This window comes from Arthrobacter sp. Cza30 (assembly GCF_059090765.1).
The window spans coordinates 80026-101591 of record NZ_JBNHGA010000011.1 but is presented as its reverse complement, the minus strand read 5'-3'; the positions used below and the strand labels follow the sequence as shown (position 1 = coordinate 101591).

Annotated in this window: 18 protein-coding genes, 2 tRNA genes and 2 pseudogenes; 17 read left to right on the top strand and 5 right to left on the bottom strand. The window is 63.7% G+C overall.

Annotation, left to right across the window (positions count from 1 at the left end; all coding sequences use genetic code 11):
- Positions 1-64 precede the first annotated feature (64 nt).
- The 10 genes from AC5RVZ_RS29405 to AC5RVZ_RS29360 all read left to right on the top strand — a co-directional run bounded on the left by AC5RVZ_RS29405 (position 65) and on the right by AC5RVZ_RS29360 (position 8482).
- Entirely contained in the window at positions 65-1381 is a 1317-nt protein-coding gene (locus AC5RVZ_RS29405) for a glutamate-5-semialdehyde dehydrogenase (protein WP_494069156.1), read from the top strand.
- Positions 1382-1504: 123 nt separating this feature from the next.
- Complete coding sequence (locus AC5RVZ_RS29400; RefSeq protein WP_494069155.1) at positions 1505-1738, top strand: hypothetical protein; 234 nt, start codon at positions 1505-1507, stop codon at positions 1736-1738.
- A gap of 45 nt (positions 1739-1783) precedes the next feature.
- Entirely contained in the window at positions 1784-2428 is a 645-nt protein-coding gene (gene nadD, locus AC5RVZ_RS29395) for a nicotinate-nucleotide adenylyltransferase (protein WP_494001261.1), read from the top strand.
- A gap of 34 nt (positions 2429-2462) precedes the next feature.
- Positions 2463-3953, top strand: a complete 1491-nt coding sequence (locus tag AC5RVZ_RS29390; RefSeq protein ID WP_494069154.1) for a hypothetical protein — start codon at positions 2463-2465, stop codon at positions 3951-3953.
- Positions 3954-3993: 40 nt separating this feature from the next.
- Positions 3994-4380, top strand: coding sequence for a ribosome silencing factor (rsfS, locus tag AC5RVZ_RS29385; protein WP_493977459.1), 387 nt, complete (start codon positions 3994-3996; stop codon positions 4378-4380).
- A gap of 145 nt (positions 4381-4525) precedes the next feature.
- A tRNA-Ala gene (locus tag AC5RVZ_RS29380) sits at positions 4526-4598 on the top strand.
- Positions 4599-4669: 71 nt separating this feature from the next.
- A tRNA-Ala gene (locus tag AC5RVZ_RS29375) sits at positions 4670-4742 on the top strand.
- A gap of 599 nt (positions 4743-5341) precedes the next feature.
- A complete protein-coding gene (locus AC5RVZ_RS29370) occupies positions 5342-6631 on the top strand; it encodes a quaternary amine ABC transporter ATP-binding protein (protein ID WP_494069153.1) in 1290 nt (429 codons plus the stop codon).
- Positions 6628-7518 (top strand): ABC transporter permease, encoded by an 891-nt coding sequence (locus AC5RVZ_RS29365; RefSeq protein WP_494069152.1) that lies wholly within the window; start codon positions 6628-6630, stop codon positions 7516-7518. The genes AC5RVZ_RS29370 and AC5RVZ_RS29365 overlap by 4 nt, the downstream gene beginning before the upstream one ends.
- Positions 7519-7573: 55 nt before the next feature.
- Positions 7574-8482 (top strand): glycine betaine ABC transporter substrate-binding protein, encoded by a 909-nt coding sequence (locus tag AC5RVZ_RS29360; RefSeq protein WP_494069151.1) that lies wholly within the window; start codon positions 7574-7576, stop codon positions 8480-8482.
- A gap of 92 nt (positions 8483-8574) precedes the next feature.
- On the opposite strand, the gene AC5RVZ_RS29355 is transcribed toward AC5RVZ_RS29360, so the two are convergent.
- Complete coding sequence (locus AC5RVZ_RS29355) at positions 8575-9498, bottom strand: LysR family transcriptional regulator (RefSeq protein WP_494069150.1); 924 nt, start codon at positions 9496-9498, stop codon at positions 8575-8577.
- A gap of 635 nt (positions 9499-10133) precedes the next feature.
- On the opposite strand from AC5RVZ_RS29355, the gene nrdH reads away from it, so the two are divergent.
- From nrdH to AC5RVZ_RS29330, 5 genes are all read left to right on the top strand, one after another.
- Complete coding sequence (nrdH, locus tag AC5RVZ_RS29350; protein ID WP_127513743.1) at positions 10134-10376, top strand: glutaredoxin-like protein NrdH; 243 nt, start codon at positions 10134-10136, stop codon at positions 10374-10376.
- 46 nt (positions 10377-10422) lie between these two features.
- Positions 10423-10890: a class Ib ribonucleoside-diphosphate reductase assembly flavoprotein NrdI gene (gene nrdI / locus AC5RVZ_RS29345; protein WP_494069191.1), complete on the top strand. Its 468-nt coding sequence runs from the start codon at positions 10423-10425 to the stop codon at positions 10888-10890.
- A 17-nt stretch (positions 10891-10907) separates the two neighbouring features.
- Positions 10908-13028: a class 1b ribonucleoside-diphosphate reductase subunit alpha gene (gene nrdE, locus AC5RVZ_RS29340; protein WP_493977561.1), complete on the top strand. Its 2121-nt coding sequence runs from the start codon at positions 10908-10910 to the stop codon at positions 13026-13028.
- Positions 13029-13195: 167 nt separating this feature from the next.
- Positions 13196-14173: a class 1b ribonucleoside-diphosphate reductase subunit beta gene (gene nrdF, locus AC5RVZ_RS29335; RefSeq protein WP_493999860.1), complete on the top strand. Its 978-nt coding sequence runs from the start codon at positions 13196-13198 to the stop codon at positions 14171-14173.
- 211 nt (positions 14174-14384) lie between these two features.
- Positions 14385-17039, top strand: a complete 2655-nt coding sequence (locus AC5RVZ_RS29330; RefSeq protein WP_494069149.1) for a DEAD/DEAH box helicase — start codon at positions 14385-14387, stop codon at positions 17037-17039.
- A gap of 148 nt (positions 17040-17187) precedes the next feature.
- On the opposite strand, the pseudogene AC5RVZ_RS29325 reads toward AC5RVZ_RS29330, so the two are convergent.
- From AC5RVZ_RS29325 to AC5RVZ_RS29310, 4 genes and pseudogenes are all read right to left on the bottom strand, one after another.
- A pseudogene (locus AC5RVZ_RS29325) lies at positions 17188-17346 on the bottom strand (IS5/IS1182 family transposase); the annotation flags it as partial.
- Between the two features lie 100 nt (positions 17347-17446).
- A complete protein-coding gene (locus AC5RVZ_RS29320; RefSeq protein ID WP_494069148.1) occupies positions 17447-17881 on the bottom strand; it encodes a hypothetical protein in 435 nt (144 codons plus the stop codon).
- A gap of 495 nt (positions 17882-18376) precedes the next feature.
- Positions 18377-18931 carry a class I SAM-dependent methyltransferase gene (locus tag AC5RVZ_RS29315; RefSeq protein WP_494069147.1) on the bottom strand — a complete coding sequence of 185 codons (555 nt, stop codon included), beginning with the start codon at positions 18929-18931 and terminating at the stop codon, positions 18377-18379.
- Positions 18932-19017: 86 nt separating this feature from the next.
- Positions 19018-19482: a hypothetical protein gene (locus AC5RVZ_RS29310; protein WP_494069146.1), complete on the bottom strand. Its 465-nt coding sequence runs from the start codon at positions 19480-19482 to the stop codon at positions 19018-19020.
- A gap of 583 nt (positions 19483-20065) precedes the next feature.
- Here AC5RVZ_RS29310 and AC5RVZ_RS29305 point away from each other — a divergent pair.
- Together AC5RVZ_RS29305 and AC5RVZ_RS29300 are read left to right on the top strand one after the other, a co-directional pair.
- Positions 20066-20362, top strand: a pseudogene (locus AC5RVZ_RS29305) (zinc-ribbon domain-containing protein); the annotation flags it as partial.
- A 228-nt stretch (positions 20363-20590) separates the two neighbouring features.
- Entirely contained in the window at positions 20591-21082 is a 492-nt protein-coding gene (locus tag AC5RVZ_RS29300; RefSeq protein WP_494069190.1) for a zinc-ribbon domain-containing protein, read from the top strand.
- The last annotated feature ends 484 nt before the right edge of the window (positions 21083-21566 follow it).

Genomic DNA, 21566 nt, shown 5'->3' with positions numbered 1-21566 from the left:
GGCGGCAGCGTAACGTGACCTCCGTCGTCGTGCTGTGCCGCGCCCACGGGCTAAAATCGAGGGTATGACCCAGACAGCCTCTTCCCAGTCCACGGCCGACGAGCTCCAGGACGGCCGGAAACCGGACGCCGTCGCCGCCGTCGAGGCCATCGCGGGACGGTCCCGGACCGCCGCCCGCCGCATGGCACGCGCCAACCGGGCCTGGAAGGACAAGGCGCTGCGGGAGATCGCCGACTCCCTGATCGCCCGGCGCGACCTGGTGCTGCAGGCCAACCGCCAGGATCTGGACGAGGGCAAGTCGAACGGCACCAGCGCCGCACTGCTGGACCGGCTGTCCCTGGATACCAAGCGCATCGACGGACTGGCCGCTGCCCTGCAGAACCTGGCCGCGCTGCCGGACCCGGTGGGCACCGTCATGCGCGGGCAGACCCTGCCGAACGGGTTGCGGCTGCGCCAGGTCCACGTCCCCATGGGCGTGGTCGCCGCCATTTACGAGGCCCGCCCGAACGTCACCGTCGACATTGCCGGCCTGGCCCTCAAGAGCGGCAACGCCGTGATCCTGCGCGGCGGCAGCGCGGCCCGGCACACCAACGTGGCGCTGCTGGGCATCATCCGCGACGCGCTGGACCGGGTGGGCCTGCCCTCCGACGCGGTGCAGAGCGTGGACGACTACGGCCGCGACGGCGCCACCGCGCTGATGCAGGCGCGCGGCCTCGTGGACGTCCTGATTCCGCGCGGCGGCCGCGAGCTGATCCAGTCCGTGGTGAACAACGCGAAGGTGCCGGTGATCGAGACCGGTGAGGGCAACGTCCACATCTACCTGGACGAATCGGCCGGCACGGAGATGGCCGTGGACATCCTGCTCAACGCCAAGACCCAGCGGCCGTCGGTCTGCAACACCGTTGAGACCCTGTTGGTGCACCGCGACGCGGCCGCCTCGGCCGACGTCCTCGCGGCGCTGGCCGGTGCCGGCGTGCGGCTGCATGTGGACGAGCGGGTGGCCGGCATCCTGCCGTCCGGCGTCGAGGCCCAGACCGCCACCGACGAGGACTGGGGCCGCGAGTACATGGACCTGGACCTGGCGGTGGCAATGGTGGATTCCGTGGACGATGCGGTCAAGCACATCCGCACCTGGACGACCGGCCATACCGAGGCCATCATCACCAACGACCTGCGCAACGCCGAGAAGTTCATCGCCGAGATCGATTCGGCGGCGGTGATCGTCAACGCCTCCACCCGGTTCACCGACGGCGGCGAGCTGGGCCTGGGCGCGGAGGTCGGCATTTCCACGCAGAAGATGCACGCCCGCGGGCCGATGGGGCTGCGCGAACTCACCACCACCAAGTGGATCGTCCAGGGCGACGGCCAGGTCCGCGACTAGGCATGTGCCGGCCGGCCTGTCCCGGCCGAATCACGGTTCCGCGCCCGGAACGCGTACCATGAGTAGGAAGCCATATCCCGTCCGCCTGCGTGCGGCCGGGCTGAAGAACCGCAAGGGAGAATCATGCTGTCTCAGGTCCTCGACGCCGCACTCGTGGCCAGCGAAGCCGCCCACGTCGAACTACCGGTCCCCGCCTGGGCGATCGGCGCCGGTATCATGGCCGCCTTCCTGATCATGATGTTCGCCACCATCGCGTTCACCAGCGTCGGGCAGCGCCACTCGGCGGTCGAGGAGACCGTGGACCCGCACCGCCAGCATCCGAACAAGCACGATCACGGCCAGGCCTCGCGCCGCTAGCCATTCGTGTCCGCGCTGCCCGTCAAAGCCCTCAACGCCGGAGACCTGCACCTCACTTACCCGGGGCGCAAGCTCCGGCTGGGCGTCATGGGCGGAACGTTTGACCCAATCCACCACGGGCACCTCGTGGCGGCCAGCGAGGTAGCGTCGGTCTTCGGCCTGGACGAGGTGGTCTTCGTGCCCACCGGCCAGCCCTGGCAGAAGAGCGGACGCGAGGTCAGTCCGGCCGAACACCGTTACCTGATGACGGTGATCGCTACCGCATCGAATCCGCAGTTCACGGTCAGCCGGGTGGACATCGAACGGCCGGGACTGACCTATACCATCGACACGCTGCGGGACCTGCGCGCGAGGCGTCCCGACGCGGAACTGTTCTTCATCACCGGAGCGGACGCGCTGGCGCAGATCATGTCCTGGAAGGACATCGACGAGCTGTGGTCGCTGGCGCACTTCGTCGGCGTGACCCGGCCGGGCCACGAGCTGCACGACCTGGGCCGCAAGGACGTGAGCCTGCTGGAAGTTCCGGCGATGGCCATTTCCTCCACGGACTGCCGGGAGCGCGTGGCCGAGAACCAGCCGGTCTGGTACCTGGTGCCGGACGGCGTAGTACAGTACATAGCCAAGTATGGTCTCTACCGGCGCGCGCCGGACGGCGCCGTCGCCCTGAGCCAACTGCAACCAAGCCAATGAAATCAGTCGTTTACTTCTGGGTGATCAGCAAAGCATGAGCAATCAATCCCAGCCGCCGCCCAGCCGCCGGGACATCCGGCGGCAGCGCGACGGCGCCGGTACGGGTCCGGAGAATGCCTCCGGGAACGTCTCCCAGGCACCGGATGCCCAGGCAGCGGCCCCAGTCGATGGCGGGGGAGAAGTTGCCCAGGCGTCCGGCGACAGTCGGACGGAGTCCCGCGAACGCCAGGGCGAGCGGTCTTCACAGACCCGTGCCCGCGAGCGTGAGGCCCGCCGTGCGCTCAAGACCCTGACCGCGGCGCTGCCCAAGATCCCGGCCCCCGAGCAGGAACAGATTCCCACCCGGCGCCAGCTGCGCCAACAGCAGCTGGAGCGCGAGAACCGGCTCCCCGCGTCCGGCGCCGCTCCGGCCGAGGACCGGACCGGGAACTCCGACGGCCCGGCCGCCCCGGCGGGCAGCCGCGGGCGCACGTCGGGCGCCCCGGCCGGCGCCCCGGCCGGCGCCCCGGCCGGCGCGCGGGCCCGGACGCCGGGTGCCCCGGCGGCCCCGGCGGACGCGCGCGCCCGGACATCGGGCGCGCCGGCGGATGTCCCGTACGAGCCGCAGCGGCCGCCGATCGAGGGCGGACGACGGGCCCGGCGCAGCGGGGACACCGGCCGCCATCCGGTCCAGCCTCCGGCCGCCGCGCCGGACAAGCCCCTCTCGGAGGCCGGGCGCGAGGCCGTCGACGCCGGCGAGATGACCGTTGAGCAGGCGCTGGCCGCTCGCGATCTGCTGATGGGCCAAGCCAAGAACATGGTGGCCATGATGGAGTCCCGGCAGGAGCAGGACCCGCATGACGTGGACCTGGAACTGCTGGCCCAGCAAAAGGCCCTCGCCGAGCGTGCCGCCGTCCTGAACCGCAGGGCCGCGGACAAGAAGCGGCTCAGCGACGAGAACGAACAGCGCCGGCACACGGCCATGGAGCGGCCGGCGGCGGACATTGCCTCCGCACCGATGGAATTCGTGGCCGTCCCGGGGACCGACCGGCACGAGCTCCGGCCGTCGTCGACGTCCTACGTTCCGGTGGTGACGACGCCGGCTCCGGCCCAGGCGCCGCCCACTCCGGCGAAGCCTACTCCGGCGCAGGCGCCGCCCGGCCGGCAGCAGGCTCCCGCCCGCCGGAAGCCGGCACCGGAAACGGTCAAGCCGCAACCACCGGCGGCGACGCAAGCTGTGCCGGCGGGATCAGGGAAACCTGCAGGGCAGGACCGGAAACCGGCTCCGGCACCGTTGGACACGGCCGCATCGGCGCCGCCGCGATCGAAGATCCTGGCCCAGGCCGAAGCACTGGCCGAAGGGCGCGGTGCCACCATCCATCCGCTCAAGGCCAGCAGTGCCTACGGGCTGGATCCCCTCGATGCCCGGACGGCAGGGCTCGACCGGCTCCGTCGGGTGAGGCTTGCGGTCGGTGGTGCGCTGGTGGTTGGCGCCGCCGCCTTCGCGGCGGGGATTGCCATGATGCTCGGTATCTTTGGCGGCTAAAGCCGCCGCTCATTCGCTGGTTCACATTCCAAGGAGACACATGACCGCACCCGAGAGCTCAATCGCCATCGCGCGCACTGCCGCGAAGGCAGCCAGCGACAAAATCGCCGAAGACATCGTCGCCATCGACGTCAGCGAACGGCTGGCCATCACCGACGTGTTCCTCATCGCCTCGGCACCCACCGAGCGGCAGGTCAACGCCATCGTCGACGGCATCGAAGAGGAACTGCACAAGCAGGACCTGCGCCCGGTCCGCCGCGAAGGCCGGTCCGAGGGGCGCTGGGTGCTGCTCGACTACGCGGGCGTGGTCATCCACGTCCAGCATCAGGAAGACCGCGTCTTCTACGCCCTGGAGCGGCTGTGGAAGGATTGCCCCTTCATCGACTTGCAACTGGACGCGAAGCCCGCGTCGACGGACACGGAGTAGCCGGGCCGACGGGCCCGGGCGGCCGGAACCAATCCTCCGGCTGCCGGCTGCCCGGAACCACCCGCTGATTTGGAATCCGTGCGGGTCTCTGCATAGAATATTCAAGTTGCTTCGAAGGAAGCGGCACGGAATCCGCAAGGATAACGGGGCTGTGGCGCAGCTGGTAGCGCACCTGCATGGCATGCAGGGGGTCAGGGGTTCGAGTCCCCTCAGCTCCACTCCGTGAACCACCATCGGTGATATTCACGCAGCGGAATATAACGCCTGTTCGGCGAATCATTCCGTTCCAGGGGCTGTGGCGCAGCTGGTAGCGCACCTGCATGGCATGCAGGGGGTCAGGGGTTCGAGTCCCCTCAGCTCCACCCTTCAGAAAAGGTCCGGGGCAAACATCTGTTTGCACCGGACCTTTTCGTATCCGCCAGGCGGGAGAACTTTCTTTGTGTCCGCCAAGCGGCCGTCCCAAGCCGGCCGGCAGCCGCGGCGACCGGCGGCCCCCGTCCCCGTTATCTCGAGCGCGAAGCGAATCGCGATCGAACTCTTGTTGCGCATCACGCGCCGAGGAGCAGAAAACGCTCCTGTTCGACCGACGTGGTCACGATGCCATAACTCCTTGAAACCCGCAGTAATTCAACGTTAGAGCGCCGCGCTCGTGCGTTTTCGCGGCGGATCCGCACGCGGATTCAGCTGAGGGCGAACGGGGCGTTGCTACGGTGGGAATGAAACAACCAGTCAACGATCAGCCTGGGGACAAGACGGCGGAGCCGTCGCAATGTGCTGGATGTCGAACTGACGGTTGGGGGTAGCTTCCCGCCAGCGCCTTGGCGAGACCGTCTTCCTCTGCGCCGCGATCGCGGCAGCCGGAGCTAAAAGGTTCGACGCCTGGCCGTTGTCCGCAGGACCAAGCACCAATCGCTGCAAAGCCGCGCGATCCTGGCGGCCCGGCAGCGTAGACGGGCCGTGAGTGAACGAACAAGTTGCGCTGAGCGTACAGCATGTCTACAAGGTCTTCGGCAAGCGTCCTGCCGAGGCCGTCAAGCGCCTCAAAACCGGGAAGACGCGCGAGGAAGTGTCCTCCCTGGGCACGGCCGCCGTGATTGACGCGTCGTTTGATGTCCGGGCCGGCGAGATCTTCGTGGTCATGGGGCTTTCCGGTTCCGGCAAATCGACACTGATCCGGACCCTCAACGGACTGCAACCGCAGACCGCTGGGAACGTCGTCGTCCGCGGAACGGACATCTCCAAAATCTCCGAGAGGGAACTGCGGAAGGTCCGGCAAGAGAAAATCTCCATGGTCTTCCAGCACTTTGCGCTGATGCCGCACCGCACCGTGGCGGACAACGCGGCCTATGCCCTGGAAGTCCAGGGCGTCGGCAAGGCCGAACGACTGTCGCGCGCCGAGAAGGTGCTGAAGCTGGTGGGCCTGGACGGCTGGGGGGACAAGTTCCCGTCCGAGCTGTCCGGCGGCATGCAGCAGCGCGTCGGCCTGGCCCGCGCGCTGTGTGCCGAAACCGACATCCTGCTGATGGATGAGGCGTTCTCGGCCTTGGACCCGCTGATCCGGCGTGAAATGCAGGAACAGCTGGTCGGGCTGCAGGCCGAACTGGGCAAGACGATCGTGTTCATCACCCACGATCTCAACGAGGCAATGTTCCTCGGCGACCGGATCGCGGTGATGCGTGATGGTCGCATCGTGCAGATCGGCACCCCCGACGACATCCTGACCCACCCCGCCAACGACTACGTGGCCCAGTTCGTACAGGACGTGGACCGAACCCGGGTGCTGACCGCAGGATCCGTGATGGAGCCGGCCCGCGCCGTCGTCAATCTCTCCGGCGGTCCGCGCAACGCCCTGCGCACCATGCGGGATTTGCAGACCTCCGCAGCCTTTGTGGTGGACCGGCGCAGGACCTTCTTCGGCACGGTGCGCGACCGCGATGTGATGAACCTGGTGGAATCGCGGGCGCAGGACCTGACGGCCGCCGTGCAGAACGGCAACGGGCCGGTCCGCGCCGAGACCCCGCTGTCGGAACTGTTCGGCCTCGCGGTGGAAAGCCCCGTGCCGCTGCCGGTGGTCGACGACGAGGGCCGGCTGGTGGGGGCCATCCCGCGGGTGACGCTGCTGGCCGCCCTGGGCAACGTGCCGTCAGCCACCACCGGCATTCCGATCGTGGAAAGCGCGCCCGCGCCCATCCCCGAACAGGAAGTCACCCGGACCCTCAATAAGACCTCTGAGCAAGGAGGAGCCCGATGACGGACCTCGAGTTCCGGATCCCGCTGGGCGACTGGGTGGACGTTGGCCTCGATTGGCTGCTGGCGACCTTTGCGGCGGTCTTTGCCTTCGTCCGCACCTTGTTCCTGGGTGCCTACGACAGCCTGGAGTGGCTGCTGATCACGCCTCCCAGCTGGGTGATCATTATCGTTCTTGCCGCCATCGCCTATGCAGCCAAAGGCTGGAAGCTGGCGCTGGGCACCCTGGTCGGCTTCCTGCTGATCGTCGGCGTGAACCAGTGGGAGCACGCCATGGAGTCGTTTGCGCTGGTCATCGTGGCCACCGTGGTTGCGGTGGTCATCAGCGTCCCGACCGGTATCCTCGCCGCCAGCTCCACGACCGCCTCCGCCATCATCCGGCCCATCCTGGACTTCATGCAGACCATGCCCGCCATGGTGTACCTGATTCCGGCCCTGGTCATGTTCCGCGTGGGGGTGGTTCCCGGCATCATCGCCACCATCATCTTCTCCATGGCGCCGGGCGTGCGTTTCACCGAGCTGGGCATCCGCGGGGTGGACAAGGAAGTGGTGGAGGCCGGCTATGCCTTCGGCTCCAGCCCGGGCAGCATCCTGCGCAAGATCCAGCTGCCGCTGGCCATGCCCACCATCATGGCCGGCATCAACCAGGTCATCATGCTGGCCCTGTCCATGGTGGTCATCGCCGGCATGGTCGGTGCCGGCGGGCTGGGCGGCGAAGTGGTCGCCAGCCTGAACCGGATCGACGCCGGCCTCGGGTTTGAGGCGGGGTTGGCCGTGGTCATTCTCGCGATCTTCTTGGACCGCGTGACCGCCAGCGTGGGCAAGGCCTCGCAGCCCGGACAGCGTCGGCGCGCCGGCCGGCCGGCGAAGCGGACCCTGCAGAGTGCGTGACGGCGCCGTCGACAAGACCAATCAACGTGCCCTGGGGCATAACGAAAGGAACAACATGAAGCACTACAGCAAGCTGGCGGCGGTAGCCGCCGTCGCGGCACTCGGACTGACAGCCTGCGGCAGCGGCGGCGGGTCGGAGGGTGGCGGCGCCACCGGCGGCCTGGACAACGGGGACCAGCAGGACGTGACCATCGCGGTGTTCAACGGCTGGGACGAGGGCATCGCCGCGTCCGAACTGTGGAAGACCATCCTTGAGGAGAAGGGCTACAACGTCACGCTCGAATACGCCGACCCGGCACCGGTCTTCTCCGGCCTGTCCAGCGGCGACTACGACGTGACGCTGGATACCTGGCTGCCGGTCACGCACGCCAGCTACCTGAAAGAGTACGGCGACAAGATCACCGAACTGGGCCAGTGGAACGACGAAGCGAAGCTGACCATCGCGGTGAACGAGGACGCTCCGATCGATTCCCTCGACGAACTGGCGGCCAACGCCGACCTGTTCGACAACCGCCTGGTGGGCATCGAGCCCGGCGCGGGCCTGACCGAGGCCACCAAGGAGCAGGTCATTCCGACCTACGGCCTGGAGGACATGGAGTACCTGACCTCCTCCACCCCGGCGATGCTCTCCGAACTGAAGTCGGCCACCGACGCCGGCGAAAACGTCGCGGTCACCCTGTGGCGTCCGCACTGGGCCTACGACGCCTTCCCGATCAAGGACCTGGAAGACCCCGAGGGCACCCTGGGCGGGGCCGAAGGCCTCTACACCTACGCCAGCACCACGTTCGAAGAAGACTTCCCGACCCTCGCGGGCTGGCTGAAGGACTTCAAGATGGATTCGGAAACGCTGTACTCGCTCGAGAACGCCATGTTCAATGAGGCCGACACCGACGACTACGGACCGATCGTGGAACAGTGGATCGGTGAAAACCAGGAGTACGTGGACGGCCTCACCGCCGGATAAGTCCGCAACCGTAACCGACCGCAACAGCCCAGCAGGCGCCGCCGGATCCCGCCCTACCGCGGGGACCGGCGGCGCCTGCCCCGGCGAATGCCTCAGGTGCGCCTGGTCGTGATGCTCATGTCGCGCAGGATCACCGACAGCTCGTCCATGAACAGGCCCAGCTGCGCGTTCTGCCGGTCGTTGATCAGCAGCGCAAAGATGTTCCGTGCCAGCCGGATTTCCGGCACGTCCAGCACCACGATGCCGTCCGGCCCGTCATGCATGGCCAGTTCCGGCACCAGGGCGGCGCCCAGGCCCGCCGCAGCCATGGCCAGGCTGGCGTTGAAGTCGTCGCAGTAGGCGACAACCCGCGGGTGGAGGTTGCAGCCGGCGAAGAGGCGCTCAATCACGGTAGCGTCCGCCGTGCCGGGATGGTGCATGATCCAGGGCATCTCCGCCAACTGGGAGGCCGTCACCGAAGCCCCGGGCCGGATGCCCCACGATTCAGGCAGCACGACCCTGAAATTGTCGTCGCCGATCCATTGCCGGCTCACCGTGTTGGGCCACGCCAGCCCGCCCTGGCCCACTTGGAACACCAGGGCGACGTCGAGTCCGCCGCCGGCGCGCAACCCCTGGATCGTCTGGCCCGGCTCCGCGACGGAAACCTTGAGGTTGATCCCCAGGCCCGGCCATCCGGGGGCCTGCAGCAACCGGGGGAGTACGTAGGTGGCCAGGCTGGGAAAGATCCCCAGCCTGACTTCCTGGGTGCTGGTGTCCCGGCTGCGGGCGGTGGCAGCCAGCAGCGCATCGATGTCCGTGAGGACCTTGGCAGCGTGCCGGGACATCACCATCGCCGTCTCGGTCGGCTGGACGCTGCGCGCCGACCGCTCGAACAGCTTGGCGCCCGTCTCGCGCTCCAGCGCGGACATCTGTTGGGAAACGGCCGAAGCCGTATAGCCCAGGTTGGCCGCGGCCGCGGCGAACGACCCGCGCCGGGTCACTTCGAGCAGCGTGCGCAGGTGCACCGTGTTGACCATCAGCCCTCCTGTCGCTCATTCACTCTTGCGCTAAGCCTACCTTGGGCTCTGCTGGGGCCGCCGGGCCGTACCGGGAGGAATGCCGCTGCCCTACGCAGCGTTGTATTAAGGGTGCCGCGAGCACGCGAGGGGGAGTGTTTCGGGCCCGGACGTGCTGCCCAGGCAGTCCCGGACGTGAATGACATCGGACCGCGGCGCGTGGCGCCGGCGAAAGCGGCGGGCCGATTGTCCGAGGCGGCCGCTAGAGTCCGGGGCACCAGGAAGCGCCATAGGAGAAACGACGGAAGCCAGGACCACAACATCTAGTGGTCCAGGCCCCTAGGAGCGACACGCCGAGGAAACAGCGACACGAGACTTTCCGAAGTTGTGGGCAGCCCATCCACAGGCTGTGGACGGCGGTCTGGAAACGCCGGAATATCAACTGTTTAACCGCAGAAAATATCCCCATGGGCTGTGGACGAAGGCGGACTCGGAATGACATACTTGTAATACATCATCTTGGGGTTCCGAATGGCCGAGTCCACTAGATGTAGTATTGGAACCGCTGGCGGGCAGCGAGCGCGGGTTCTTCTGAGGGACAGCCGCACAGCCAGAAATCAGCAGAACGCCGTACCGAGAATTAGGGGAGAAGGACCATGACTGTAACGGTTTACACCAAGCCAGCATGCGTGCAGTGCAATGCCACGTACCGGGCTCTGGACAAGAAGGGCATCGCCTACCAGAGCGTTGACCTGTCCCAGGATCCGGAAGCGCTGGAGCGTGTCCGTTCCCTTGGTTACATGCAGGCGCCCGTCGTCGTCACCGAGCAGGACCACTGGTCCGGGTTCCGCCCGGACAAGATCGAGGAGCTGGCCCAGGCCGCTGCCTCGGTAGCCTGAGCGGATTCGTTCGGAACCAGAACCAAGCGCCATGACCGAGCTGCTGATGAGTGAGGCCGCCAGGCGTGAGGCGGGTCCGGCAACCGACGGGACCGCCGATACGGACCTGATCTATTTCTCCTCCGCCTCCGGCTACACCGACCGCTTCATGCAGAAGCTGGGGCTGGCGGCGGCACGAATCCCGCTGCGCACCCAGCAGGAGACGCTGCACGCGCTCCGGCCGTTTGTCCTGGTACTGCCGACATACGGCGGCGAATCCGGCCGGAATTCGATTCCGCCACAGGTCATCAAATTCCTCAACCTTGAGGAGAACCGGCGCCTGCTCCGCGGAGTGATCGGCTCCGGCAACACGAACTTCGGCACAACGTACTGCCTGGCGGCGGAAAAGATCGCCGCCAAGTGCCAGGTGCCGCTTCTTTATCGATTCGAACTCATGGGCACGTCCGAAGACGTCGACCGGGTCAAGCAAGGATTGGAACACTTTTGGAAACGACAGTTGCACACGCAGCCGTAGCCGATGCCAAGGCAGAACTGCCCGCGGCATTTAAGGGACTGGGCTACCACGAACTCAATGCCATGCTGAACCTCTATGGTCCGGATGGGAAGATCCAGTTCGAAGCCGACCGCGAAGCTGCGCGCCAGTACTTCCTGCAGCACGTTAATAACAACACGGTGTTCTTCCATGACCTGGAAGAAAAACTCGACTACCTGATCAAGAACGACTACTACGAGCGCGAGACGCTCGACCAGTACACGATGAACTTTGTCCGGTCGCTCTACGACCGGGCCTACAAGAAGAAGTTCCGCTTCGAGACCTTCCTGGGCGCGTTCAAGTTCTACACGTCCTACACGCTCAAGACGTTCGACGGCAAGCGTTTCCTGGAGCGCTACGAAGACCGTGTCTGCATGGTGGCCCTGCACCTAGCCAGGGGTGACGAGGAACTGGCGAACCGGCTGGTGGACGAGATCATCGACGGTCGCTTCCAGCCGGCCACGCCCACGTTCCTGAACGCCGGCAAGAAGCAGCGCGGCGAGCTGGTCTCCTGCTTCCTGCTGCGCATCGAAGACAACATGGAGTCGATCGCCCGCGGCATCAACTCCGCCCTGCAACTGTCCAAGCGCGGCGGCGGCGTCGCGCTGTCGCTGACCAACATCCGCGAGCACGGCGCGCCGATCAAGCAGATCGAGAACCAGTCCTCCGGCGTCATCCCGGTCATGAAGCTGCTCGAAGACAGCTTCTCCTACGCCAACCAGCTCGGCGCCCGCCAGGGTGCCGGCGCGGTGTACCTGCATGCGCACCACCCGGACATCTACCGCTTCCTGGACACTAAGCGCGAGAACGCCGACGAGAAGATCCGGATCAAAACACTCTCGCTGGGCGTTGTCGTCCCGGACATCACGTTCGACCTGGCCAAGAAGAACGAGGACATGTACCTGTTCTCGCCGTACGACGTCGAGCGCGTCTATGGGGTGCCGTTCTCGGACATCTCCGTCTCGGAGAAGTACTACGAGATGGTCGACGACAGCCGGATCAAGAAGACCAAGATCAGCGCCCGCGAGTTCTTCCAGACGCTGGCCGAGATCCAGTTCGAATCGGGTTACCCGTACATCATGTTCGAGGACACGGTGAACCGCGCCAACCCGATTCACGGCAAGATCATCATGTCCAACCTTTGCTCTGAGATCCTGCAGGTTTCCTCGCCGTCGCTGTACAACGAGGACCTCACCTACGCCGAGATCGGCAAGGACATTTCCTGCAACCTCGGCTCGATGAACATCGCCAAGACGATGGACTCGCCGGACTTCGGCACCTCCATCGAGACCGCGATCCGCGCGCTCACCGCGGTGTCGGACATGTCCTACATCAACTCGGTGCCCTCGATCGCCGAAGGCAACCTGCAGTCCCACGCCATCGGCCTGGGCCAGATGAACCTGCACGGCTACCTGGCCCGCGAGCGGGTCCATTACGGTTCCGAGGAAGGCCTGGACTTCACCAACATCTACTTCTACACGGTGCTGTTCCACGCGCTGCGTGCCTCGAACAAGCTCGCGATCGAACACCGCCAGACCTTCGGCGGCTTCGAGAAGTCCAAGTACGCCTCGGGCGAGTTCTTCGACAAGTACACCGAGCAGGAATGGGTGCCGCAGACCGACCGGGTCAAGGAACTCTTCGCGCATGTGGAGATCCCCACGCAGGCCGACTGGCGGGAGCTGAAGGCCTCCGTCATGGAGCACGGGATCTACAACCAGAACCTGCAGGCCGTCCCGCCCACCGGTTCGATCTCCTACATCAACAACTCCACGTCCTCGATCCACCCGGTGGCCTCCAAGATCGAGATCCGCAAGGAAGGCAAGCTGGGCCGCGTGTACTACCCGGCTCCGTACCTGACCAACGACAACCTGGAGTACTACCAGGACGCGTACGAGATCGGCTACGAGAAGATCATCGACACCTACGCCGCGGCCACCCAGCACGTGGACCAGGGCCTGTCGCTGACGCTGTTCTTCAAGGACACCGCCACCACCCGCGACATCAACAAGGCGCAGATCTACGCCTGGCGCAAGGGCATCAAGACCATCTACTACATCCGGCTCCGCCAGCTCGCGCTGGAGGGGACCGAGGTAGAGGGCTGCGTCAGCTGCATGCTGTAGCAGACCCGGACAACTGAAAAGTACGACGGCGGGTGCCCGCCCGCCGTCGTACGGGCACCGACGGGAAGCCGGACATCCGGCCACCACCCGCTGGCCCCAGCCGGCCGCACCCCGGCCGGCATTCGGGCACTATGGAACAAGACAGACTTTGGGAAGAAGGGGACGCGATGTCAGCCGAGAAGGTCAAGCTTCTGCACCACGTGGAAGCGATCAACTGGAACCGGATCGAGGACGAGAAGGACGTTGAGGTCTGGAACCGGCTTTGCAACAACTTCTGGCTGCCCGAAAAGGTCCCGCTGTCCAATGATGTGCAGTCCTGGGGCACGTTGACCGAAGACGAAAAGCTGCTCACCATGCGCGTCTTCACCGGCCTGACCCTGCTGGACACGCTCCAGGGAACCGTCGGCGCCGTCAGCCTGATCCCGGATGCGCTGACTCCGCATGAGGAAGCCGTCTACACGAACATCGCGTTCATGGAGTCGGTGCACGCCAAGAGCTATTCGTCGATCTTCTCCACCCTGTGCTCCACCAAGGAGATCGACGAGGCCTTCCGGTGGTCCACCGAGAACGAAAACCTGCAGAAGAAGGCCCGGATCATCGAGGGCTACTACTACGGCGACGACCCGCTTAAGCGCAAGGTCGCCTCCACGCTGCTGGAGTCCTTCCTGTTCTACTCCGGCTTCTACCTGCCGATGTACTGGTCCTCACGGGCCAAGCTGACGAACACCGCGGACCTGATCCGGCTCATCATCCGCGACGAGGCGGTGCACGGTTACTACATCGGCTACAAGTTCCAGAAGGGCGTCGAGGGGGAGTCCGAGGCGCGCAAGCAGGAGCTGAAGGACTACACCTTCGAGCTCCTCTACGAGCTGTACGAGAACGAGGTGCAGTACACCCACGACCTCTACGACGCCGTCGGCCTGTCCGAGGACGTCAAGAAGTTCCTGAACTACAACGCCAACAAGGCGCTGATGAACCTGGGCTACGAAGCCATGTTCCCGTCCACCGTCACCGACGTGAACCCGGCCATCCTCTCCGCCCTGAGCCCCAACGCGGACGAGAACCACGACTTCTTCTCCGGCTCCGGCTCCTCCTACGTGATCGGCAAGGCCGTCAACACCGAAGACGAGGACTGGGACTTCTAGCTCCTTGTGAGATCCGGACCTATCTGAGCAATACCGCAGCATTTGAGCAAAATGGCCGACCTATCTGGGCATTGCTCAGATAGGTCGTCATTTCGTTTGTTCTTATCCGTCGCGCTTGTAGATAGGCGCATAGCATCTGCTCTTTCTCCTGCCTCATGGAAAAAGCGAGTCAGTTAGGTCGGACGACGGCTCTTAGCAGTGGGGGACCAAGTTGGCTTTTAGAACCACGAAAATTCAGTCTGTAGCAGTAGCCGACCCGGAGGCTCTGTACAGACAGCTTGCAAAGACCAACTCAGGTCCGGCCCATCTGTGGGGCCACCAGCAAGAACTTCTTCGTGGCTGGCACGAAGGCTTCCGGGGCAAGGAAAATGTTGCTTTGGAGCTTCCAACCGGGGCGGGGAAGACCCTGGTGGGTGGTTTGATCGCGGAGTGGCTGAAACGCGAGGAACGCAAGCCGGTGGCATATCTTTGCCCGACCCGGCAGTTGGCGAAGCAGGCTCATGAAAAGCTGGAGTCCTACGGCATTTCGGCGGTCAACTTGACTGGTAAATCGTCGGACTGGAGGCAGGCGGACCGGGCTAAGTTCACCAGCGCGCAGGCCGTGGCCGTCGCCACTTACAGTCATGTCTTCAACGCATACCCGAAAATCCGGGACACGGGCACACTGATTTTCGATGATGCTCACGCCGGGGCAACATATATATCATCAGCTTGGACAGTCTCAATTCTCCGGTCTGAATCCCTTTACTTCAACATATTGAATGCACTGTCTGCAGGGCTGGATTCAGCAACAGTCGAAGCCCTCCGCGATGATGCATCGAACCTCCGCAATGGCGGCGTTTATCTGGTTTCACCCAGAGCGGTCCACGCGGCCCGGACCCAGCTGCAGGCTGCCATGGCAGCCGACTCGGGGAACAAGGACCGCGCATACAGGATGTCCATGATCGGAGGAAACGTTGGCTTGTGCATGGTCTACGTTTCCCACGCAAAGATTGAGCTTCGACCTCTTATCTGCCCCACAGCAACGCACGATGCCTTCAGTTCGCCGCAGCGCCGGATCTTCATGAGCGCAACCCTGGGCGAGGGAGGCGAGCTCGAGCGTTCTTTCGGTGTCGATGAGATCGCGCGGATGCCCATCCCCCGGGGATGGGATAAAGAAGGCACTGGCCGCAGGTTCTTCGTGTTCCCGGAGGTCACTAATGAGCTGAACGACGACACGGGCCTTGTCGCGCCATGGGTGAAGCAAACGATCGAACTCCACGGCCGCACCGCACTCCTGACGCCTAGCGCAGCTGAATCGTCAAGCGTGCTGCAAGAATCCCGTCCTGAAGGCTACGTACGCCTAGACGGGCACACCGTGGAGAACGACATGACGATCTTCACGAACAACAATAAATCGATTCTTGATCTCGCGAACCGCTACGACGGGGTGGACCTTCCTGACGACGCCTGCCGGCTGGTTATTCTGTCCGGCCTCCCTGCCCAAAGCGATTTGCAGGAAAAGTTCCTGTACAACTCACTGGGCGCGCATAACGTCCTTCAGGAAAGGATCAGGGCCCGGCTTGTGCAGGGCATGGGCCGGGCTACGAGGAATCAGCACGATTTTTCGACCGTGGTCGTCCTTGGCAGCGAGTTGACGAACTTTATGTTCCGCCCCGAGGTCCTTCAAGCTTTCCGGGAGGAAATCCAGGCTGAAATTGAGTTCGGACGTGACGAGAGCCTAGGCCGCGGCATCTCGGACGTCAATGAGAACATTGCCGCTTTCCTGGAACAGGGGGAAGAGTGGGCGGCCGTGGACGCGCGAATCGCCAGCGACCGGCAATCGAAGAAGCGCAACAGTCCCCACGGCACTGTTGAATTGGCTAGGGCCGCCTCCTATGAAGTGAAGGCCCTGGACGCCCTGTGGGCAGGGGATCTCGAGGGCGCCCTGCGGCAGGCACGCGCTGTGCTGGACGAACTGGAGCGAAACCCCAAAACCGAGCGTTACGCTGCGCTATGGTTCCTGCTCGCCTGCAGCTGGACCCAGATGTTGGCTGATCAGAGAGGAGACGCTACACGGTCGCTACACAGGGCCGCAGTAGAGCATTTTGCAAATGTGCGGGAGCGTGCCCGCGGGACAACCTGGTTCAAACACCTCGACCCTGAAGAACCAGATGCGGTGACCGTCGAATCTTACGACGAACTGGACCGTCTGGCCGCAGCCCAAATTGTTGAGCGCATCAAGGCCAAGACGTGGGGGCGCGAAACCCGGGAGCAGCTGAACCAGGCCAAACGGGGCCTCAATCAAACAAGCTACAAGCCATTCGAAGCCGGCCTCGTGACCCTGGGAATTCTGGCAGGGGCCAACGAGTCGTTCGGCAACAACGGAGAACAAGCAGCACCTGACGCCGTGTGGATTTTCGGGGAGCTGCTTTGGGTTGCATGGGAGGCGAAGAGTGAGGCTAAACCGGAAGGGAAGGTTCCCGCCCGGCACTCTCGGGAGGCCCGTTCCCATCTGACCTTCACCGCAACTAAACGTGCGGAAGAGGCCCCTCACCCGTCCTTCATTTGCTACGTAACCCCTCAAACGAGCGCCGACGCTGGTGCCATGGCCGTCTCAGGCGAGAACGTCTTCATGCTGCGGCTCCATGAACCGGCAACTCTGCTGACGCGGCTCGAAAAGGTCTGGGCTATTGCCCGCGCGATGGGTGACGGAGTGGAGTCGCTGACGGTGCTCCAGGCGCTAAAGCAAGAAGGATGCCTACCGAGCCAGTGGATCGCGGACTACATGCGGCGACCTCTCAAGTACGCGCCGATGGCAGGCGACTTAGACGGGTCAAAAGAGGAGGGGGTGCCAGTCTTGGTCCAGGAGCCGGTTACTGCGTAGGATAAGGCCGAGCCCGGGAATGAAAAGGGCGTGAAGGGGCAAACTGGTGATTCTAGCTCCCCTGAGGATCCTGAAGAGCCAGCAACCAGCCCGTAAATTCGCCGGTGGACAGGTGAGTCCCGACGCCTCGAGAAGTCCAGGTCAGTCGTGCCCCGAGCACGAGGACCTGGACGAGCTTGTCGAACACGACCCGGTCCGACACCCGGAGCCGGTGGCACCCCAAAGGATGGGTGTCGATCACGGGCGGAATCAGGGCCTCGAATTGGGCCCAGAGCGGATTCATGACCGATGATGGGACGGCAGGCACAAGCTTCCTGAGGCAACACTGGTTCTAGACAAACACGTGTTTATCAAGGCTTGTGCCTGCGCCGTAAGTCCGGTGCGGCCTCACCTACCGGCGGAACCTCTTAGGGCGTGCCGCCAGCGTTTAGGTAGCTCTCGTACTCTTGACCGGCCGCGCGCATGTCTTCTTCGGTCACAAATCCCCAGTCGGCGAGCAGGATTGGGCGATGTGAGTTTGCTCCGTCAGTGCAGCGCACGTCGTCGTGCCAATCATTGTTCATGGTCGGGTCATAGAAACATGACCACACCTGACCGAAGGCTTTCTCCCACGAACTTTGTACCGCCTCTTCGATCTCCTGGTCGGTGGGCTCGTAGTCCTCATCATCATATTGAAAGTGTGGCTGAGAGGCGCGGGTCGGTCTTTCTCCTTGCTCCTCGGCTCCTGCTTGGGCGCCGGAACCGCATCCGGTCAGCAGCAGCACTGCGCCGATGATCCAAGCGAGGACGCCGGTGCCGAAGTCGGCCAACGCCCCGCTACGGCCCTTGGGTTTCGTGGTCATTTACCCTCCTGTCGATAGAGTAGCGCTCGGCGCGGACTGGTTAGCAAGAGGCGCGCACGTCCCGGCAACACTGGTTCTAGACAAACACGTGTTTATCAAGGCTTGTGCCTGCGCCGTTAAATCCGGTGCGGCCTCACCTACCGGCGGAACCTCTTACTCAAAGTACGCATCATGTCCCTGTCTGTGTAACAGCGTTTGTCCCACGCTAACCGTGGCATGATGGCCCTAGGAAGGAAACGGACGTTGCGAAGCAATAACTTCTGACTCTTTACTACCGGGTTTCCCGCCGACTGCGCTGGCAGCGTGTCCGGATCCAACTCGGGCCGGGCCCGAAGAAAGCGCACAGCGTGTCTGAAGGACGTACCGGTCATCGCGGTGTCGGCTGAGACTTCAACGACCAGCGGTTCCACCAGAGCTAGCTCGGTATCGCCGGCGTCGGCGTTCAATTTCGCCGACCCCCTTGGCGCCGGACGGGCTCACCAAGGCGGCGCCAAGTCAGTTTGGGCGGCCTGCGAACGGGCTTAGGTGCCAATCGGAAAACCTCCCAAGGAGTGCCAAGCGTGTTGGATCGGTTGCTTCATCCTGGTCGAAGGGGCCGCCCCTAACCCCTGCAGTCGTCCCTATGACGAACAAGCCGCCTGCCACTAAGAGTTTCGAAACGCGCCGGAAAGCATCAGCCAGGCTGCCGGGAGGTAGGAAGGCAGGTACGTTGCCTGACATCAGGATGGCGTCAAACTGAGTAGGCCAGCCTTGCTGCTGCAGTGAAGCGGATGACAATTCTTCCAAGGCAAGTTGCCGATACCAGGTCGGATCAAACAGGTCTCGAGCGACATTCAACACCGATTCGGCAGGGTCCACGCCATATGCTTCGTGGCCGCGCCTGCGAAGGCCATTCACCGCGGATCCAATCCCGCAGCCGACGTCAAGGATGCGCGAGTTCCGTGGGCAAAGCATGTCGATGAAGCGGCTATCCACTTCGAGGTCGTTACCCGCAGCAGCCAGAGAACGCATCTTGTGGGCATATGTCTCGTAGTCAACTTGAGGCTCCATGATAGGAGCCTAGCGCCGGCCCCAGCAGCCGCAGCAGGAACGGGACGGGCTGGCGCCCGTCCTTCTCTGTGCTGCGCCATTGTTGATCAGTAGGAACGGGGGCTCTCAGCCCTGAAAGTCTGGACGTAGAACGTTTCGTCGCGGAGACATTGATCCGGTGTACCACCCAGTATTTTTCCAATGTCGTTGCGGGATAGGTATCCGCCGCCGAAACTGACGAGATCTCCGACCCGAAGGGAGTGGCCTTCCACCTCAACGGTCGGCGGGTCGCCAGCGCCGAATCGTGCCCCGGCCGGGAACAGCAGCCCAAAGTCCAGTCCCTCGCTGGTCCTCCCGATTATGCAATCGTCCTCGCCTACGACAAGTGTTCCGTCGAAAGCGGCTTCCATCACGGAGTTCGCCTGGGCGCTGCGTGGGTGCACCAGCAGCATTTCGCCGTTCGGCCCGCTGACGATATTGCCTGAGGCTCCGCTGTCGGCAGAGTTTCCGCAGCCGGCCAGAAGCACTGCGAGAACCGAAAGGGCCAGGACTGTTGTGCGGTTCTTCTTCACGACAACTCCGCTCGGGTTCGCCTCTGCATACCGCCCATGTGGGGCAGTGTAGCCAGCCGACCTCACGAATCCCATGGACCGGTGGGAGGAATGTCATCAACCCAGCAGGCGCCGCAGGAACGGGACGGGCGCGACGGGCAAGGCATTCATGGCACGCATCTACCGTCAAGGCTGTGCTGGAGTCGGTAACGCTGCGGCGTGCCCTCCAAGACACAAACCGGAAAGAGTTGGGCCATTCCAGTGTTTGAGCAGGACGGAGAAACTGTCATAGGAGAGTTCGTCATCGGAGGACGGTAGGTTCGGAGCTACCGCCGGTGCAGGAGGCTCTGTACAGCTCTCTGCAAACCTATTGCTGGAGGTGGTGGGTTCCGGTGACCTATTGCTGGAGGTGGTGGGTTCCGGTGAGGTTGAACCTTTTTCCCACGCTAAGTCGTTTTGCCGCCTACGGGGGCCCGTGCAACTCACGAGTGCGTGCCGTCGGAGTGGTTCGATCACGTCGGGACGGTACGCGACGACGTCACGTGGTGGGTCGATCGATTTTGTGGTGCGCGCCGCAGGAGGCATTAGCGGCAGCAGCGCCTGGATGTTGCTGTGTCCCTCCGGACATTGCCTCCACGACAGCCCGTCCAGAGTGCGGAGGTACCAGGATCAGGAGTTCCACTGCACCGTATGTGCTGGATCTCGCGCAGTCGAGGGCATCACCTCTCTGGTGGACACGGACCCTGTACTCGCCACGGAGTGGGACCTGCAACGAAACGGCGATCTGACTGCAGGTATGGTTCTTCGCGGTTCGGGGACAAAGGCTTGGTGGACCTGCGCCGAAGGCCACACGTGGCAAGCCACTGTTGCCAACCGTGCACTAAATAACTCTGGGTGCCCGTACTGCGGTCAAAGGACTGTCCTTCCGGGTTTCAACGATTTAGCGACGACCCACCCAGAGCTGACTAAGTTCTGGGATCCGCAGTTCGATCAGAAGCAAGCACACCAAGTATCTGCAGGGAACACAAAGACGTCCCTCCATCTCCTCTGCCCGGCAGGTCACCGCTTCGTCCGGACGCCAGCCGTCCTAGTACGGCACTCCTCTTGTCCAGTATGTGAAGGTCGGAGGGTGGCGGCAGGCGAGAACGATCTGGCGACGACACATCCCGAAGTGGCTTCCTGGTGGCACACGTCAAAGAACGGAACGTTGCAACCTACCCATATCAAAGCGGGCTCGATGAAACGTGTCTGGTGGATGTGCCCGGAAGGGCATGAATTCGAGCAACAGATTTATTACAGAGCCAAGCAGCAGAAACTACGGTGCCCCACCGAAACAGGGCACCTTGTCGTGCCCGGACTCAATGACCTTCAGACCAGGTATCCCCGGCTTGCCATCGACTGGGATCAAGAACGCAACGGTATCGCCGCAAGTGAGATGGTTCCGGGCGCCAAGAGACATTGGTGGACCTGCAAGCGAGGCCACTCGCAGCATATGCAGGTCCGCAATCGCATTCGCGCCGGTGGATGCACGGCTTGCCCTCCCGAAGATCGCGTCGCAACTCCTAATAACGGCTTTTTCCACGGTCGACAAGGCTGGGAGAAACGTCTGAAGAAGCTTTGAGTGAAGATGAAACGCCGCGCCATGCCGAGTCATAGGCTATTGCGGCTGTTTTCAGGCAACATGCTCCGCCCGCACCGCTCACCCGGAGCCTACTGCCGCTATCCAGGAATTCATTAGTAGGTTCTTACGCAACCGTCGACTGCCGTGGCCAGTCCTGCTGACGTCACATTCTGTATTCTCGTCCTTATCGCGGGCTCTGCCGCCACCTACTGAGCTAGATGCAGGACGAATGTCTTTCCTCGTCCTGTCGTTCGCAGGCCGAGCATCGGCGCTCCTCTGTGTATCCAAAGCCAACAGCTTCGCTCAGCGCCACCGTAAACCGCCCAGGGGACTGGTGCAGTAGCAGGATGCCATGAGTCCGCTGCTTGAGCGCCACAGTTATCAATTTCATTGACTGTGCCCTCAAGGTAACGGTCCAGCGACGCCGCGTCCTCGACTCTGACACTGATCGAGTGTGGGGGCATCTACCTCAGTCACAGCTCTT

Bases quoted from the DNA above. Each gene is read 5' to 3' on its own strand.
- AC5RVZ_RS29405 (WP_494069156.1), top strand. From the start codon at position 65: ATGACCCAGACAGCCTCTTCCCAGTCCACGGCCGACGAGCTCCAGGAC.
- AC5RVZ_RS29400 (WP_494069155.1), top strand. From the start codon at position 1,505: ATGCTGTCTCAGGTCCTCGACGCCGCACTCGTGGCCAGCGAAGCCGCC.
- AC5RVZ_RS29390 (WP_494069154.1), top strand. From the start codon at position 2,463: ATGAGCAATCAATCCCAGCCGCCGCCCAGCCGCCGGGACATCCGGCGG.
- rsfS (WP_493977459.1), top strand. From the start codon at position 3,994: ATGACCGCACCCGAGAGCTCAATCGCCATCGCGCGCACTGCCGCGAAG.
- AC5RVZ_RS29365 (WP_494069152.1), top strand. From the start codon at position 6,628: ATGACGGACCTCGAGTTCCGGATCCCGCTGGGCGACTGGGTGGACGTT.
- AC5RVZ_RS29360 (WP_494069151.1), top strand. From the start codon at position 7,574: ATGAAGCACTACAGCAAGCTGGCGGCGGTAGCCGCCGTCGCGGCACTC.
- AC5RVZ_RS29355 (WP_494069150.1), bottom strand. From the start codon at position 9,498: ATGGTCAACACGGTGCACCTGCGCACGCTGCTCGAAGTGACCCGGCGC.
- nrdH (WP_127513743.1), top strand. From the start codon at position 10,134: ATGACTGTAACGGTTTACACCAAGCCAGCATGCGTGCAGTGCAATGCC.
- nrdI (WP_494069191.1), top strand. From the start codon at position 10,423: ATGAGTGAGGCCGCCAGGCGTGAGGCGGGTCCGGCAACCGACGGGACC.
- nrdF (WP_493999860.1), top strand. From the start codon at position 13,196: ATGTCAGCCGAGAAGGTCAAGCTTCTGCACCACGTGGAAGCGATCAAC.
- AC5RVZ_RS29320 (WP_494069148.1), bottom strand. From the start codon at position 17,881: ATGACCACGAAACCCAAGGGCCGTAGCGGGGCGTTGGCCGACTTCGGC.
- AC5RVZ_RS29315 (WP_494069147.1), bottom strand. From the start codon at position 18,931: ATGGAGCCTCAAGTTGACTACGAGACATATGCCCACAAGATGCGTTCT.